This window comes from Litorisediminicola beolgyonensis (genome assembly GCF_042679605.1).
Taxonomy (GTDB): Bacteria; Pseudomonadota; Alphaproteobacteria; order Rhodobacterales; family Rhodobacteraceae; genus Litorisediminicola; species Litorisediminicola beolgyonensis.
In genome coordinates this window covers 1-15,117 of record NZ_JBHTMU010000042.1, presented here as the reverse complement: position 1 = coordinate 15,117, position 15,117 = coordinate 1, and the positions used below count along the sequence as shown (strand labels likewise).

The 15,117-nt window shown below is 68.5% G+C and carries 12 protein-coding genes and 1 pseudogene; 8 read left to right on the top strand and 5 right to left on the bottom strand.

What is annotated here, in order from left to right:
- Positions 1-16 precede the first annotated feature (16 nt).
- Together ACFQ4E_RS17460 and ACFQ4E_RS17455 are read right to left on the bottom strand one after the other, a co-directional pair.
- Positions 17-1,039: a DUF3179 domain-containing protein gene (locus ACFQ4E_RS17460; RefSeq protein WP_386805815.1), complete on the bottom strand. Its 1,023-nt coding sequence runs from the start codon at positions 1,037-1,039 to the stop codon at positions 17-19.
- A 78-nt stretch (positions 1,040-1,117) separates the two neighbouring features.
- Entirely contained in the window at positions 1,118-1,705 is a 588-nt protein-coding gene (locus tag ACFQ4E_RS17455; RefSeq protein ID WP_386805814.1) for a riboflavin synthase, read from the bottom strand.
- A 94-nt stretch (positions 1,706-1,799) separates the two neighbouring features.
- Between ACFQ4E_RS17455 and ACFQ4E_RS17450 the strand changes: the two genes are divergently transcribed.
- The 3 genes from ACFQ4E_RS17450 (at position 1,800) to ACFQ4E_RS17440 (ending at position 6,359) form a co-directional block, all read left to right on the top strand.
- Positions 1,800-3,092: a capsule biosynthesis protein gene (locus tag ACFQ4E_RS17450; protein ID WP_386805813.1), complete on the top strand. Its 1,293-nt coding sequence runs from the start codon at positions 1,800-1,802 to the stop codon at positions 3,090-3,092.
- A 98-nt stretch (positions 3,093-3,190) separates the two neighbouring features.
- Positions 3,191-4,336, top strand: coding sequence for a polysaccharide biosynthesis/export family protein (locus tag ACFQ4E_RS17445; protein ID WP_386805812.1), 1,146 nt, complete (start codon positions 3,191-3,193; stop codon positions 4,334-4,336).
- Between the two features lie 4 nt (positions 4,337-4,340).
- Positions 4,341-6,359 carry a capsular polysaccharide biosynthesis protein gene (locus tag ACFQ4E_RS17440; RefSeq protein WP_386805811.1) on the top strand — a complete coding sequence of 673 codons (2,019 nt, stop codon included), beginning with the start codon at positions 4,341-4,343 and terminating at the stop codon, positions 6,357-6,359.
- A gap of 130 nt (positions 6,360-6,489) precedes the next feature.
- Here ACFQ4E_RS17440 and ACFQ4E_RS17435 read toward each other — a convergent pair whose 3' ends face one another.
- Positions 6,490-8,175 (bottom strand): NAD(P)H-dependent oxidoreductase subunit E, encoded by a 1,686-nt coding sequence (locus ACFQ4E_RS17435; protein ID WP_386805810.1) that lies wholly within the window; start codon positions 8,173-8,175, stop codon positions 6,490-6,492.
- A gap of 199 nt (positions 8,176-8,374) precedes the next feature.
- On the opposite strand from ACFQ4E_RS17435, the gene ACFQ4E_RS17430 reads away from it, so the two are divergent.
- A complete protein-coding gene (locus ACFQ4E_RS17430; protein ID WP_386805809.1) occupies positions 8,375-9,394 on the top strand; it encodes an alkane 1-monooxygenase in 1,020 nt (339 codons plus the stop codon).
- 53 nt (positions 9,395-9,447) lie between these two features.
- Entirely contained in the window at positions 9,448-9,846 is a 399-nt protein-coding gene (locus ACFQ4E_RS17425; RefSeq protein ID WP_386805808.1) for a hypothetical protein, read from the top strand.
- A gap of 109 nt (positions 9,847-9,955) precedes the next feature.
- Here the strand turns inward: ACFQ4E_RS17425 and ACFQ4E_RS17420 are convergent, their stop codons facing one another.
- Positions 9,956-10,606, bottom strand: a complete 651-nt coding sequence (locus ACFQ4E_RS17420; RefSeq protein WP_386805807.1) for a Type II secretory pathway, pullulanase PulA — start codon at positions 10,604-10,606, stop codon at positions 9,956-9,958.
- A gap of 122 nt (positions 10,607-10,728) precedes the next feature.
- On the opposite strand from ACFQ4E_RS17420, the gene ACFQ4E_RS17415 reads away from it, so the two are divergent.
- The 3 genes from ACFQ4E_RS17415 (at position 10,729) to ACFQ4E_RS17405 (ending at position 14,382) form a co-directional block, all read left to right on the top strand.
- Positions 10,729-12,357, top strand: coding sequence for an AMP-binding protein (locus ACFQ4E_RS17415; protein WP_386805806.1), 1,629 nt, complete (start codon positions 10,729-10,731; stop codon positions 12,355-12,357).
- A gap of 491 nt (positions 12,358-12,848) precedes the next feature.
- Entirely contained in the window at positions 12,849-13,877 is a 1,029-nt protein-coding gene (locus ACFQ4E_RS17410) for a hypothetical protein (protein ID WP_386805805.1), read from the top strand.
- A gap of 73 nt (positions 13,878-13,950) precedes the next feature.
- Positions 13,951-14,382 carry a lipocalin-like domain-containing protein gene (locus ACFQ4E_RS17405; protein WP_386805804.1) on the top strand — a complete coding sequence of 144 codons (432 nt, stop codon included), beginning with the start codon at positions 13,951-13,953 and terminating at the stop codon, positions 14,380-14,382.
- Between the two features lie 74 nt (positions 14,383-14,456).
- On the opposite strand, the pseudogene ACFQ4E_RS17400 reads toward ACFQ4E_RS17405, so the two are convergent.
- A pseudogene (locus ACFQ4E_RS17400) lies at positions 14,457-15,117 on the bottom strand (hypothetical protein); the annotation flags it as partial.

Here is a 15,117-nt window from a genome sequence, read left to right as displayed (position 1 = left end):
GCTCCCGCGCCGCGCGTCAGCCTTCGTCGGCCTCCGTGTTTTCGTCGGTCATTTCGGCGCCCTCGTCCTCGACCGGCGCGGGCAGCATCCAGTCTCCCTCAGGCCAGAAGGCGTGGAAGGCGAAGGCGAACATGACGTCATGGGGCACGTCGCGCCCCTCGTCATCGCGAACCCGAACCGAGGCGATGGACCTTCCATCGGCGATCTGGCGGGTGTCGAGCGCAGAGGCCTGCGCGCCCGCGAGGCTCAGAACCACGCCAGCCTCTTCGATGGTGTCCTCGGCGACCAGCCGGTTGAGCGGCCACGCCCGGTCTCCCACGCGCACCACGCGGGCCAGGGCCGGGATGCCATGGGGCGGGTTCTCGCCATTGTAGAGGAAGGGCTGACCGGAGCGGTCGTAATTCTGGTAGGGGTTCTGACCGTAGTTCCGTCCGTAATCGGGCTGTGCCATCACGAACCCGTCGGGAAACGCGCCCCGGAAGCCCTGCCAGCTGTCGAGCCAGGCTGGAAGGCTCTCGAGTTCCGTCCCCGTCAGTTCGCCGACGATGGCCTCGCCCACGGCCTGCTGCCACCAGCTTTCGGTCTGACGGTCGAACATGATCATGTCCGAATTCCGGAGCTTGCCGGTGACGCCGAACTCCAGTTCGCGACCGTCGACGCGGCGGTCAAAGACCATGGCCGAGTTGCAGAGCGGACAATAGGTGACGGCGATCGGAACGCCGCCGATGCTGTCATTCACGATCTCGTGCCAGATCAGGTAGCGCAGCGGATAGGCGCGCGCGGGCCTGCCCTCGATCTGCAGAACCATGACCGGCTCGCGGGGCTCGAGTTGGGCGTCTTCCGCCCGCAGGAAGCTCGGGCCGGTGATCGCCGGGATGCCGTCGCGCCCGGGGCCGCCCGAGATGATCTCGGCCCATCCCCCGACGGTGGTCTGCGAGAAGTCGGTCTCCGGCCATTCCGCACGCCACTGCTCGGGCGCCGCGGCGGCGGCCGGGCCGACCAGGGGAAAGAGACAAAGAAACGCAAGGATCAAACGCATGAACGGAAACCTCCTGGCCGACACCTTGCCGCGCCGGACCCTCCGGCACAATCGCCCACACGCAATTATGAGCTGGGCTCAGGACGCCTCTGCCAGCCGTGCCACATATCGCGCCAGCGTATCGATCTCGAGATTGACCCGGTCGCCCTCCTGGACGTCGCCCCAGGTGGTGACCTCTTTGGTGTGCGGGATGAAGTTGATGCCGAACTCCGCGCCCTCGACCTCGTTCACGGTCAGCGAGGTGCCGTTGAGCGCCACCGACCCTTTCGGCGCGATGAACCGCTTGAGCGTCTCGGGCGCGCGAAGGCGCACGCGGGTGCTGTCGCCCTCGTCGGTGATCGACACCACCTCGGCCACGCCGTCGACGTGACCCGAGACGATATGGCCGCCAAGCTCGTCACCCACCGTGAGCGCGCGTTCGAGATTGATGCGGTAGCCGATCGACCACGCCCCGATATTGGTCTTCGACACCGTCTCGGCGCTGATCTCCACGTCGAACCAGTCGGCGCCGGTCTGCACCACGGTCAGGCAGACCCCGTCGCAGGCGATGGAAGCCCCGAGGTCGATCCCCGAGGTCACGTAGGACGTGGCGATCCGCGCCCTGAGGTCGCCCCGCTGATGCAATTCGCGCACTTCGCCGATATCGGTCACGATTCCGGTGAACATTTGCTTCCCCCGAGCCGGAAGGTCCGGCCTTAATTTCGCCTAAGGGGCCCGCTAACGTGCCCCGCAAATACGAGGCGGGTGATAGTCCGAAGGTATGAGTTACGCAACCGGAGAGCGACGGGTCTTCCTGTTCCTGCAGGGCCCCCATGGACCTTTCTTCCACCGGCTGGGCGCGATGCTGCGCCGGACCGGGGCAGAGGTCTGGCGCGTCGGCTTCAATGCCGGCGACCGCGCCTTCTGGTTCCATCCCAAGAGCTACCTGCCCTATCGTGGCGCGCCAGATGACTGGCGCGCCCATATCTCGCAGCTCTTCACCGAGAAGGGCGTCACCGACCTGGTGCTCTACGGCGATGTCCGCCGCATCCATGCCGAGGCCATCGAAGAGGCCCGCGCCCGCGGTCTGACCGTGCATGTCTTCGAAGAGGGCTACATGCGGCCCTACTGGGTCACCTACGAGCGCGACGGCGCCAACGGCCATTCCCGCCTGATGCAGATGTCGGTCGCCGACATGCGCGCCGCGCTCGAGATGTCGGATATGGAAGCCCCGCTGCCGCCCGCGCATTGGGGCGACATGCGCCATCACATCTTCTACGGCGCGCTCTACCACTGGTTCGTGATGTTCCGGAACGGCGACTACCGCAATTTCCGGCCCCATCGCGCGATCCCGGTGACCAAGGAATTTCAGCTCTATGTCCGCCGCCTGCTCCTGATGCCCTGGAGCTGGGCCGACCGGATGATCGCGCAGGCGCGGATCCGGATGGGCGGGTTCCCCTACCACCTGGCGCTCCTGCAGCTCGAACACGATGCGAGCTTCCAGCAGCATTCGCCCTTCGCCACCCTGCCCGAGTTTCTCGAAGAGGTGATGATCGGCTTCGCCCAGGGTGCGCCGGGTCACCACCACCTTGTCTTCAAGGCCCACCCGCTCGAGGACGGGCGCGTGCCGGTGCGCCGGACGATCCGCGACCTCGCCCGCCGCCACGGCGTCTCGGACCGGGTGCATTACGTGCGCGGCGGCAAGCTGGCGCAGCTCCTGAACGACGCGCGCACTGCCGTGACCGTGAACTCCACCGCCGCCCAGCAGGTGCTCTGGCGCGGCATTCCGCTGAAGGTCTTCGGACGCGCGGTCTACGACAAGCCCGAGTTCGTCTCGACCCAAAGCCTGGCCGAATTCTTCGCCGCGCCCTCGCGCCCCGACCACCGCGCCTATACCGATTACCGCCGCTTCCTTCTGGAAACGAGCCAGTTGCCCGGCGGCTTCTACTCGGCCCGCGGCCGCCGCCAGCTTCTGCGCCAGGTGGTTGACATGATGCTCGCCACAGACGATCCCTACGATGCGTTTGCCCGTGGCACCGCGGCTCCGCGGCAACAGTTGCGCGTCGTGGTCTGAGAGCTTTTTGCCGCAACCCTTCCCCATCCTTGGATTTTTCGCTAGCCTCGCCGAAAAACGTGCAGGCAGAATAATAATCAGGTCGAGGAGACCGAGCAGTGAACCGTTCCACCAGACGCTGGGCGCGCTCCGTCGCGCTCCTTGCCGCCGTTTCGGTGCTGGCCTCCTGTGGCCTTCCGCGCACCGGTCCCAACAAGAACGAAATCTTCGCAGGCTCGGTGCAGAGGGAAGGCGACGCCTTCATCGTCGCGGTCAACGACCGGGTGACCCGCGCCACCGCCGTCGTCCCGGCACTGGGCTTCTCGGAGGCGTTTCTCAACGCGGGCCAGATCGGCTCGGACATCATCAATCCCGGCGATACGCTCGGCCTGACGATCTGGGAAAACGTCGATGACGGCCTTCTCGCCGCCGACGCGACAAATGCCACGATCCTCGAGGAAGTGCAGGTCGACGGCTCCGGCTTCATCTTCGTGCCTTACGCGGGCCGTATCCGCGCCGCGGGCAACACGCCCGAGGCCATCCGCCGGATCATCACCAACCGGCTCGCCGACCAGACCCCCGATCCGCAGGTGCAGGTGCGCCGTCTCGCAGGCGACGGCTCGACCGTCCGGCTGCTCGGCGCCGTCGGCGGCCAGGGCGTCTACCCGATCGAACGCCCGACCCGCACGCTCGCCGCGATGCTGGCCCAGGCCGGCGGCGTGACGATCTCTCCCGAGATCGCGCAGGTGAAGGTCCAGCGCGGCCATCGCACCGATACGATCTGGTTCTCCGATCTCTTCGACAATCCGCATCTCGACATCGCGCTGCGCAACGGCGACACGATCCTCGTCGAGGAAGACTCCCGCGCCTTCACCGCGCTCGGCGCGACCGGCACCCAGGCGCAGGTCGCCTTCGAGACCCAGACGCTCTCGGCGCTCGAGGCCATCGCGCAGGTCGGCGGGCTCGTGCCCTCCGCCGCCGATCCCACGGGCGTCTTCGTGTTCCGCAACGAACCGGCCGAGATCGCCAACCAGGTGCTCGGACGCACCGACCTGATCGGTGCCCAGCGCCTGGTTTACGTGCTCGATCTCACGCGCCCGAACGGCATGTTCATGGCCCGCGATTTCGTCATCCGCGACGCCGACACGCTCTACGTCACCGAAGCGCCCTTCACCCAGTGGAACAAGACCATCTCCGCGGTGACCGGCACCCTGACCAGCGCCACCACGGTCTCCGCCGCCTCGACCACGCTCGGCGGAGGCTGACCCCTTGTCTGGCCCCGCGCCGGAGGAGATCGACGCCGGGGCCGACACGCCCCGGCGTCTGTGCGTTTACACCGGCGGTTTTCTCCTTAACCGCGGCCTGCGCCGGAGCCTCGCGCTGGCGGGCTGGCAGGTCGCGCTGTGCAAGCCCCGCCCCGGCGACACGATCGGCATCTGGGGCGCGTCACCCCGCGCCTGGCGCGGCGAGCGGGTGGCCGAGGCGACCGGCGCGCCGATCCTCAGGATCGAGGACGCCTGGCTGCGCTCGCTCTTTCCGGGCCGCGCCGGAGAGCGCCCCTTCGGCCTCCTCTTCGATCACACCGGTCTGCATTTCGACGCCGCGCGCCCCTCCGATCTCGAGACCCTGCTCGCCACGCACCCGCTCGACGACACGGCGCTTCTTGACCGGGCCCGGGGCGCCATCGACTGGCTGCGCCGGTCTCATCTGACGAAATACGCGGCCACCGATCCCGAGGCCGAGCTGCCCGCGCCCGGCTATGTGCTGGTGATCGACCAGGTGGCGGGCGATGCCTCCGTCACCGCCTCGGGCGGCGATGCGAACCGCTTCCGCGAGATGCTCTTTGCCGCGCGCGACGAACACCCCGGCGCGCGGATCGTGGTCAAAACCCATCCCGAGACCGCGCAGGGCTTCCGTCCCGGTCATCTCAAGCCCGCCGACCTGATGGGCTGCGAGATCTGCGACACATCCGTCTCCCCCTGGGCGCTTCTCGAGGGCGCCGTCGCGGTCTACACGCTCTCATCCCAGATGGGGCTTGAAGCGCTCCTCGCCGGGCATCGCCCGAGGGTCTTCGGCACGCCCTTCTACGCGGGCTGGGGCCTGACCGAGGACGAGACCACCCTGCCTCGCCGCGGCCGCGCACTAACCCGCGCGCAGCTCGTCGCCGCCGCCTATCTCATCTATCCCACCTGGATCGACCCGGCCCGGGACCGTGTCTGCAGCTTCGAAGAGGCCGCTGCCCAGCTCGACGCAGAGACCCGCGCCTGGCGCGAGGACCGCAAGGGCTGGACCGCCTCCGGCATGCGGCTCTGGAAGCGCCCTGCCCTACAGCGCGTCTTCGGTCGTCACGCGCCGGTGCGGTTCACCGACAGCCCACGCCCAGGCACGCCGCACATGGCCTGGGCCGCGAGCGCCCCGCCCGAGGCGCGTCTCCATCGTCTCGAGGACGGGTTCCTCCGCTCCCGCGGCCTCGGCGCCGAGCTCGTGCCGCCGCTCTCCCTCGCGCTCGATCCCGACGGCATCTATTACGACCCCGCGCACCCCTCGCGGCTCGAACAGCTGATCGCTGCAAGCCCCAAGCTTGCCCCCGACCAGATCGACCGCGCCACGAAACTGATCGCCTTTCTCACCCGAGCGAAGCTCACCAAGTACAATCTCCCCGGCTCTCTACCCGATCTGCCCGAGCGCGGCACCGCCCCGCGCATCCTCGTGCCCGGCCAGGTCGAGGATGACGCCTCGATCCGCCTCGGCACCGGCGAGACCCGCACCAACGAGGCGCTCCTCGCCCGCACACGCGCCGAGAACCCCGATGCCCTGATCCTCTGGAAGCCTCATCCCGATGTCGTGGCAGGCCTGCGCCCCGGCGCGGTCGAGAGCCCCGAACGCTACGCCGATCTCACCGTGACGGGCGATATCGCCATGCTCATGGACCATGTCGACCAGGTCTGGACCCTGACCTCGCTCGCGGGCTTCGAGGCGCTCCTGCGCGGCATCCCCGTCACCACGCTCGGCGCGCCCTTCTACGCGGGCTGGGACCTCACCCGCGATCTCGGGACCGTGCCCGAACGCCGCCGCCGCGGTCCCCGTCCGAGCCTCGAAGGCCTCGTCCACGCCACTCTCATCGACTATCCGCGCTATGTCGACCCGGTCTCGGGCCGCCCCTGCCCGGTCGAAACCGTGGCCCAGCGGCTGACCCGGGACGAGATCCCCGCCCCCGGCCCGTTCAACCGCAGCCTCTCGAAGCTCCAGGGCCTCTTCGCCACCCGCGCGCATCTCTGGCGCCGCTGACCACCCACAGCCCAAAGGCCAGCCGCAACGCGCCCGCCCCCTGATGCTTCTCTTTTTCCCAAATACCGCCGGGGGTGAATTGGCCGAAGGCCAAGAGGGGGCAGCGCCCCCTCCCCCGCTCACCCCACGGTCACACCTCGTCGGGGAAGTGCTTCATCACCAGCCGGATCGGGTTCGGCGCGGCCTGGCCCAGGCCGCAGATCGAGGCATCGACCATCGCCTGGCTCAGCTCCTCCAGAAGATCGCGATCCCAGCGCTCCGCCGACATCAGCTTGACCGCCTTTTCGCAGCCGACGCGACAGGGCGTGCATTGCCCGCAGCTTTCATCCTCGAAGAAGCGCAGCATGTTGAGCGCCGCGTCCTTGGCGGAATCCTTGTCGGACAGCACCACGACCGCCGCCGAGCCGATGAAGGAGCCATGCGGCTGGAGCATGTCGAAATCGAGCGGGATGTCGTCCATCGACGCAGGCAGCAGGCCCGAGGACGGGCCGCCCGGCTGGTAGGCCTTGAAGGCATGGCCGTCGAGCATGCCGCCCGCCGCCTCGATCACGTCGCGGATGGTCGAGCCCGCGGGCAGAAGATGCACCCCCGGCGACTTGACCCGGCCCGAGACCGAGAACGAGCGCAGCCCCTTGCGGCCGTTCTTCTCATGCGCGCTCAGGACCTCGGGGCCTTCGCGGCAGACGCGCGCGACCCAGTAGAGCGTCTCGATATTATGGGCGAGCGTCGGGCGCCCGAAGACGCCGACCTGCGCGACATAGGGCGGGCGGTGCCGTGGCAGGCCGCGCTTGCCCTCGATCGACTCAATCATCGCGCTTTCCTCGCCGCAGATATAGGCGCCCGCGCCGCGGCGCAGGTCGATATATCCCGGCTCCACGATCCCTGCCGTCTCCAGCTTGCCGATCTCGCGGGCGAGGATCTCAAGAACCGCCGGATATTCGTCGCGCATGTAGAGAAAGACGCGCTCGGCCTCGACCGCCCAGGCGGCGATCAGCATGCCTTCGAGAAAGAGATGCGGCACCCGCTCGAGATAGTAGCGGTCCTTGAAGGTGCCCGGCTCGCCCTCGTCACCATTGACGGCCAGGTAGCGCGGACCGGCCTCGGCCCGGACGAAGCCCCATTTCTTGCCCGAGGGAAATCCCGCGCCGCCAAGCCCTCGCAGGCCGGAGGAGGCGACCTTGTCCTGAACCGCCTCCCAGTCGCCCGTCGCGCGCAGCTCCTTCAGCACCGCGTAGCCGCCGCCCTCGACATAGGCCTCGAACCCCTCGTAGTCGGGCACATGCGCATGGGTGTCGCCAGCTTCGATCGCGGCGGCGACCTTTTCGGGCGTGGCGTGGTCGATATGGTTGTGGCCGAGCTCCAGCACCGGCGCGGTGTCGCAGCGGCCCATGCAGGGCGCGCGCAGGACCCGGACCTCCGAGGCGTCGAGACCGTCTTCGAGCGCCTTCAGCAGCGCCTCGGCCCCCGCCAGTTCGCAGGAGAGCGAGTCGCAGACGCGGATGGTCAGAGCCGGCGGCGGCGTCTCGCCTTCGCGCACCACGTCGAAATGCGCGTAGAAGCTCGCGACCTCGTAGACCTCGGCCATCGGCAGGCGCATCTCCTCGGCGAGCGCGCGCAGATGCGCGGCCGAGAGATGGTTGAAGCGATCCTGGATCAGGTGCAGGAACTCGATCAGCAGGTCGCGCCGACGCGGCCGCTCGCCCAGAAGATCGCGGACATCCGCGAGCGCCGCATCGTCGAGCTGGCGCCCCTTCGGCGTCGGACGGCCCTTGCCCGGCGCGCGTTTCCAAACGCCCTTTTCGTCGTCGAGTGCCATGTGACCGATGTCTCCCTGTCGCGAACTGGCCGGACCCTAGCGCCCCTCTGCGCGGATTTCGTGCCCAAAACGACACGTCTCGCGCGGAGCACGACCCTCCGGGGGTCGTGTTTTGGCCCGATGCGTGTCGAGATTTTCCGATAGGTATCACGTCGCGCCCCGCGCGCTTAACACCGCCAAAAGGATTGGCCCGGCTCAGATGTCCCGCTTCGCCCCGATCACGCTCGCGCCCGTGGCGCTTTTGGCGCTCGGGCTCGCCCTTGGCGGGCTCGCGGCCTGGGCGGCGCTTTGCTACATCACCGTCTTCACCTTCTTCATGGACCGGATCGTGGCGATCGCCGCGCCCGACGATCCGGGCGTCGAGTTTCCCTCGGGCCGCGGCTTGTCAGTTGTGCTGGGGCTCGTGCATCTGCCGCTTCTCTGGGGCGGGATCGTGGTGCTCGCGTCGGGCAGCCATCCGCTACCCAGCGCGCTGGCGCTCTTCGTGGCGCTGTCGCTCTTTTTCGGTCAGGTCTCGAACTCGAACGCGCATGAGCTGATCCACGCCCCGTCGCGGGCGCGGCGAAGGCTCGGGGTGCTGATCTATGTCTCGCTCCTCTTCGGCCACCACGTCTCGGCCCATACCCGCGTTCATCATGTGCATGCCGCCAGCGCGCGCGACCCGAACTCCGCCCGGTTGGGCGAAGGCTTCTGGGCTTTTGCCGCGCGTGCCTGGATCGGCTCGTTCCGCGAAGGCTGGCGGGCCGAAAGCCGCCTGCGCGCCGGCCGCGGGGGGCTGCATCCCTATCTCGTCTACGGCGCGGGCTCCGTCGCCGCGCTGGCGCTCTCGGCGGCGCTTGCCGGGGGCGCCGGGGTCGCGGTGCACCTGGCACTGGCGGCCTATGCCCAGCTTCAGCTTCTCCTGTCCGACTATGTCCAGCATTACGGCCTCAGGCGGGCCGAGGCCGCGCCCGGGCGGCTCGAGCCGGTCGGGCCGGAGCACAGCTGGAACGCCCCGCACGGCTTTTCCGCCGGGCTGATGCTGAACGCTCCGCGCCATTCGGATCATCACGCCGCCCCGTCGCGCGCCTATCCGGGCCTGAGGCTCGACCGCGCGGCGATGCCAATGCTGCCGCATTCGCTGCCGGTCATGGCCGTCCTGGCGCTGGTGCCGCCGATCTGGCGCCGGGTGATGGACCGCCGCGCCCGCGCCTGGAGCGCTCCGGCGGAGCCGCGCTGACCGCCCCTTCGGCCCGGCTTCCGTCTGGCGCGACGCTCTGTCAGACTGCACCCATGCGATTGGCTCCTCTCCTTCTCCTTCTGACCTCCACCGCTCTCGGCGCCGCTGCCGAGACGCCGATGACTGCCGCGGAATTCGACGCCTATGTGACCGGCAAGACGCTCTTTTTCGGCTCGGGCGGACAAGCCTACGGGGCCGAGGAATACAAGCCCGACCGCCGGGTCATCTGGTCGTTTCTCGACGGCGATTGCCGCGAGGGCGAATGGTACCCGTCGGGCGAGCAGATCTGCTTCACCTATGTCCACGATCCCGACCCGCAATGCTGGAGCTTCTACCGCGCCCCCGGCGGGCTGCGGGCGGTGTTCGAGAACGATCCCACCCGCACCGTGCTCTACGAGGCGCGCCAGAGCGCCGAGCCGATGTGGTGCCTCGGGCCCGAGGTCGGCGTCTGACGGCAGATGTCCTGGGGGCTGTCTGCCCCCAGACCCCCGAGGAATATTTCTGGACAGATGAAACCAGTCGCGTGGCGCTCTTGTCCGTGATGGGGGCGCGGGCCGGTCGTCAGGGATCGAAGCGGTATCCGAAGCGCGCGATGTCGGTGGCGCAATCCTCGGCGACGAGGGCGGCTGTCATGTCGTCGTAATAGCTGCGCCAGTCGGCGGCCCGGGCGGAGGCGTTTTCGTGCCCGATCTCGAGCGCGAAGCCCAGGTGATCCTCGAAGGCGCCGATGTCGTCGGCAAGCGTCTCGAGTCGCAGGAAGAGCGTCGGGGCCTCGAGCCCGGTTGAGCCCGTCACGTAGGAAGCATAAGGCGCGGACGCGATGCTGGTCCGGATCGTCGGATGCGCGAGGAAGCCCGCGAAGGGCAAGTCCTTCGAAAGCGCCACGGCCGGGTGCGCGAAGCTCTGGGCCTGGAGCCAGTGATAATAACTCACCATGCGGTCCCAGGGGTTGCGCACGAGCGTCACCACGAGGCAGTCGGACAGGACATCGTCGGGCAGGACCCCCTCGATATCGGCGAGGGTCGCGTGTTTCCAGAGGCGCCCCCGCGCCGAGAGGCCCTTGAGCCGGCCGCGTCGCCGGACTGCCTTGGGGGTGTCGCCGATCAGGATGTCGTCCTTCATCGCCCGCGCCTCGAGCGCCGCCGCGAGAGAGGTGCCGCCGGTCTTGGGGATGTGGACGAAGATGTAGCGGCGGCCGGGCGAGACGATCATGCCGCCTTGGTAGCGCGGCGGCGCGCGCCGGGGAATCCCCTTCCGACCGATGTCGCGTTTGCCGTGCCCCGGGGGGCCGCTATCTTGGGAAGAAACCCAGGATAAAAGAAGGGACACTGATCATGGGATGGCTGCCGGATGAAAGCGGTCTCGAGAAGACCGCGGCCAATTACGTACCTCTCACACCGCTTTCCTTCCTCGTGCGCGCGGCTCAGGTCTTTCCCGAGCAGACCGCCCTTGTTTACGGCGAGACGCGCCGGACCTATGCCGAGCATCGCGCGCGGATCTCGCGGCTGGCCTCGGCCCTGCGCGACAAGGGCATAAAGAGCGGCGACGTGGTCGCGACGATCCTGCCGAACGTGCCGCCCCAGGCCGAGGCGCATTTCGGCGTGCCCGCCATGGGCGGTGTCCTGAACACGATCAACACCCGTCTCGACGTCGACACGGTCGCCTATATCTTCGACCATGCCGGGGCGAAGATGGTTCTGGTCGACAGCCAGTTCCTCGAACTGGCCGAAGAGGCCGCGGACCGGATGGAGGGCACTGCGCCGATCTTCATCGAGTGTTCCGACGACCAGGCCGGGCGCAAGGCCTCGGGCCGCCACATGACCTACGAGGAGTTGATGGAGAGCGGCGATCCCGAGGCCGCCTGGGACTGGCCCGAGGACGAGTGGGAATCGATCTCGATCAACTACACCTCCGGCACCACCGGGCGGCCCAAGGGTGTCGTCTACCACCACCGCGGCGCCTATCTGAACGCGATGGGCCAGGTGATCTCGTGGCGCATGGTGCTGAACCCGGTCTATCTGACCATCGTGCCGCTCTTTCACTGCAATGGCTGGTGCCACACCTGGATGATGCCTCTGGTCGGCGGCACGCTGGTCTGCTGCCGCGACATCCAGGCCAAGCCGATCTTCGATGCCATCGCCGACGAGGGCGTCACCCATTTCGGCGGAGCGCCGATCGTTCTGAACACGCTGATCAACGCCAAGGACGGCGACAAGCGGGAGTTCGACCACATCGTCGAGGTCTTCACCGCCGGTGCGCCGCCGCCGCCCTCGACGCTCAAGCGGATCGAGCCGATGGGGTTCAACGTCACCCATGTCTACGGCCTGACCGAGACCTACGGCCCGGCCACAGAATGCACCTGGAAGCCGATGTGGGACGGGCTCGAGGGCGACGAGCGCGCCGCGGTCAAGGCGCGCCAGGGTGTGGCCATGCCGTTCATAGAGAACAACACCGTGATGGACCCCGAGACGATGAGCGAGGTCGCCCATGACGGCGAGACGCAGGGCGAGATCATGTATCGCGGCAATGGCGTGATGAAGGGGTACTACAAGGACCCCGAGAAGACCGCCGAGAGCTTCGAGGGCGGCTACTATCACACCGGCGACCTCGCGGTCCTGGAAAAGGACGGCTACATCCGCATCGCCGACCGCGCCAAGGACATCATCATCTCGGGTGGCGAGAACATCTCGTCGGTCGAGGTCGAGGGCGTGATCGCGGGGCACGAGGCGGTGTCGCTCTGCGCCGTTGTGGCAAAGCCCGACGAGAAATGGGGCGAGGTGCCCTGTGCGTTTGTCGAACTCAAGGACGGGTGCGAGGCGACCGAGGAGGAGCTGATCGCCTTTGCCCGAAAGACGCTGGCCGGGTTCAAGACACCGAAGAAAGTGGTGTTCAAGGAACTGCCCAAGACCTCGACCGGCAAGATCCAGAAGTTCGAACTGCGCCAGGAAGCCAAGACGCTCTGAGCCGGGTCCTCCGTCCCTGCCGCGTGCATCGCGGCGGGGATGGAAGTGCGGTCATCGCGGCTTTTGTCAGGCCAGTGAGCAGGCCCGCCCTCGTGCCGCAGGCAGCGCAGGATCTCATACCTTCTGGATTTGCGTGACCGATTTTCCCGTCGCATGTCTCACGCGAACCGGAGCCTGTTGCCGCCAGCCGCAACCTACATTCAAACACCGCGCCTTGGCTCCACCTTATGGCTCGGCGGCCTCCGCAACCGTCTTTTCCTTGATGCTTCTGAACGCTGGCGTCGACCACCCTCAGCGATACAGCGCAAGAAGCTGGACCGGAATCCGGCAGCCACAAGCTCAAGGACACGTGCCCGCCAGACCGCAGCAGGTGCAAAAGATCTCCAACACCCAGCGCTGCACATCACTACCGCTAGCGGCTCGGGGCGCGTTGCCCGCAACACTTCGCCATGCTAGCGTCGCGCTCGAGCAGGCGGGACAGCCCTTCGGACATGACAGCTCTGACCGAGTATCAACGGCTTGAGGCGACCGGCCTCTGGCGGCCCGCGCCGGGTGAACAGCGGCGCGAGGTCATCGTCTCGCTCGGCGATGCCACCCTGACCCTGTCCGATCTCAACGAGCGCGCCCTGACCCATTGGTCGCTCGCGGCACTGGAGCGCGGCAGCGCGCGCGGGACGCTGCCGGCGAGCTTCCATCCCGATGGCGATCCCGGCGAGACGCTGGAGATCGGCGAGGACGGCGTCGAGATGATCGACGCGCTCGATCGGATCATCCGCGCCGTCGATCGCAGGCGCCCGCATCCGGGCAAGCTTCGGCTCTGGATCGGCCTCGGGCTCGCCGCCGCGGTCACGCTGGCCGCCATCTTCTGGCTGCCGGGTGCGCTTCTGGATACCGCGCTGCGGGTCGTCCCGCAGGCGCAACGCTCCGATATCGGCGAGGCTCTTCTTGACCGGATCGCGCGGGTGTCCGGCCAGCCCTGCGCCTCGCCCGAGGCGCGCGAGCCGCTCCGCCGCCTCGCGACGCGCCTGCTCGGGCCGGGCCGCGCGAACGATCTGGTGGTGCTGCGCGACGGGGTCGAGACCACGGCGCATCTGCCCGGCGGCACGATCCTCATCGGACGCGCGGTGGTCGAGGATCCGCAGGACCCCGATGTCACCGCGGGCTACATCCTCGCCGAGGCGCTTCGGGCCGAGAGCGGCGCGCCGCTGCGCGCACTCCTGTCGGAGGCCGGTCTCTGGTCGTCGCTGACGCTCCTGACCACCGGCAGCCTGCCGGGCTCGGCGCTCGACCGTTATGCCGAACGGGTGCTGACGCAGCCTCCGGCACCCGTCCAGCCGTCCCGGCTTCTTGCCGCGTTCGACAAGGCCGAGCTGCGCTCCACCCCCTATGCCTATGCGCTGGATGTGACCGGGGAGACGGTGCTGGGGCTGATCGAGGCCGATCCCCGCGCCGTCTCGGGAAGCCGCGAGGTCCTGCCGGACGCCGATTGGCTGCGGCTGCAGGCGATCTGCGGCGGCTGATCCCACGCCTACGCGGATTGGCGGGTCCGGCCACCCGTGCTAGGACGACGAGGGACGCGAGGAGCGGAACACCATGCCGGACAGCGAGCTTCTGATTGGGTCCTGGCGCATGCTCAGCTGGACCCGCACCGCGGTGTCGACCGGCGAGACGCGCGATGCGCTCGGACCGGATCCCATCGGCTACATCGCCTATCACCGCGACGGGCGAATGATGGCCACGGTGATCTGCCGCGATCGGCCCGCGCCCGGTCCGGACGGGTGGACCACCGACGAGAAAGCCCAACTCTTCGACAGCATGCTCGCCTATGTTGCGCAGTGGCGGCTCGACGGCGATACGGTCGTCCACGAGGTCGACGGGTCGTGGAATCCAAACTGGGGCGGCGCGCTCAGTCGTCCGTTCACGCTGGACGGCAATCGGCTGACCATCTCGGGCGCGCCAGGCATCGACCCGGCCACCGGCGAAGAGGTCGTCTATCGCATGGAATTCGTCCGCGTGGACGGCTGACCTGACCGGGCGAGGAGACAGAAAAATGGCCGGAGGTCTCCCCCCGGCCGAGCTCTCGCCTTACGTGCCGTCCCTTACTGGACGATCTTGAGGATCTCCGTCTCGGCCTCGCCCCGGACAAGACGCCGCGGCACCTCGTTGGTCCAGAGCTTCTGGGTCGCGTAGTAGCCGGCGACCGACATGTTGGCGCGATGCGGGTTGAGGCGGTCATCGTCCCAGGCGGGCTTGTAGCCGCGCGGGACCGTCACCGGCACGGAATTCACCGCCCGGCGCTCATCGCGGACATGCCGCGGCAGGATACGGGTCGACCCGGCCAGCGTGGCCTGGGCCTCGGGCTGGGTCGGCGTGACGCGGACCGCCGGAGCGGCGGAGCGCGCGATCACGGTCACCGGGTTCTCCGCCTGCGGGCCGCAGCGCACCGGGTAGCGGCCGCCATTGCCGAGATAGTCGCGCGAGATGCCGGTGATCCCCGGGCAGACCCCGGCATCGGTCGGGGCCACGACGATGGTGCGGGGCTTCGGGACCGGCTTGGCCGCGGGCTTCGGAGCCAGAACCACCGGAGGTGCCGCGCGGACGGGGCGCTGCGCCACGACGATCGGTGCGGCGACGGGCTTCGAGGCCGGGCGCTTGATCACCGGAACAGCGACCTGGCGCGGTGCTGGCGCAGGTGCGATGCGCACCGGCGCCGGTGCGGGTGTCGGCTGGGGCGCTGCGCGCACGGTGCGCACCGGAGCG

What these genes read in the sequence shown, in the direction of transcription:
- ACFQ4E_RS17435 (WP_386805810.1), bottom strand. Translation starts at nt 8,175, where the DNA reads ATGGCACTCGACGACGAAAAGGGCGTTTGGAAACGCGCGCCGGGCAAG.
- ACFQ4E_RS17425 (WP_386805808.1), top strand. Translation starts at nt 9,448, where the DNA reads ATGCGATTGGCTCCTCTCCTTCTCCTTCTGACCTCCACCGCTCTCGGC.
- ACFQ4E_RS17460 (WP_386805815.1), bottom strand. Translation starts at nt 1,039, where the DNA reads ATGCGTTTGATCCTTGCGTTTCTTTGTCTCTTTCCCCTGGTCGGCCCG.
- ACFQ4E_RS17405 (WP_386805804.1), top strand. Translation starts at nt 13,951, where the DNA reads ATGCCGGACAGCGAGCTTCTGATTGGGTCCTGGCGCATGCTCAGCTGG.
- ACFQ4E_RS17450 (WP_386805813.1), top strand. Translation starts at nt 1,800, where the DNA reads ATGAGTTACGCAACCGGAGAGCGACGGGTCTTCCTGTTCCTGCAGGGC.
- ACFQ4E_RS17420 (WP_386805807.1), bottom strand. Translation starts at nt 10,606, where the DNA reads ATGATCGTCTCGCCCGGCCGCCGCTACATCTTCGTCCACATCCCCAAG.
- ACFQ4E_RS17410 (WP_386805805.1), top strand. Translation starts at nt 12,849, where the DNA reads ATGACAGCTCTGACCGAGTATCAACGGCTTGAGGCGACCGGCCTCTGG.
- ACFQ4E_RS17455 (WP_386805814.1), bottom strand. Translation starts at nt 1,705, where the DNA reads ATGTTCACCGGAATCGTGACCGATATCGGCGAAGTGCGCGAATTGCAT.
- ACFQ4E_RS17415 (WP_386805806.1), top strand. Translation starts at nt 10,729, where the DNA reads ATGGGATGGCTGCCGGATGAAAGCGGTCTCGAGAAGACCGCGGCCAAT.
- ACFQ4E_RS17430 (WP_386805809.1), top strand. Translation starts at nt 8,375, where the DNA reads ATGTCCCGCTTCGCCCCGATCACGCTCGCGCCCGTGGCGCTTTTGGCG.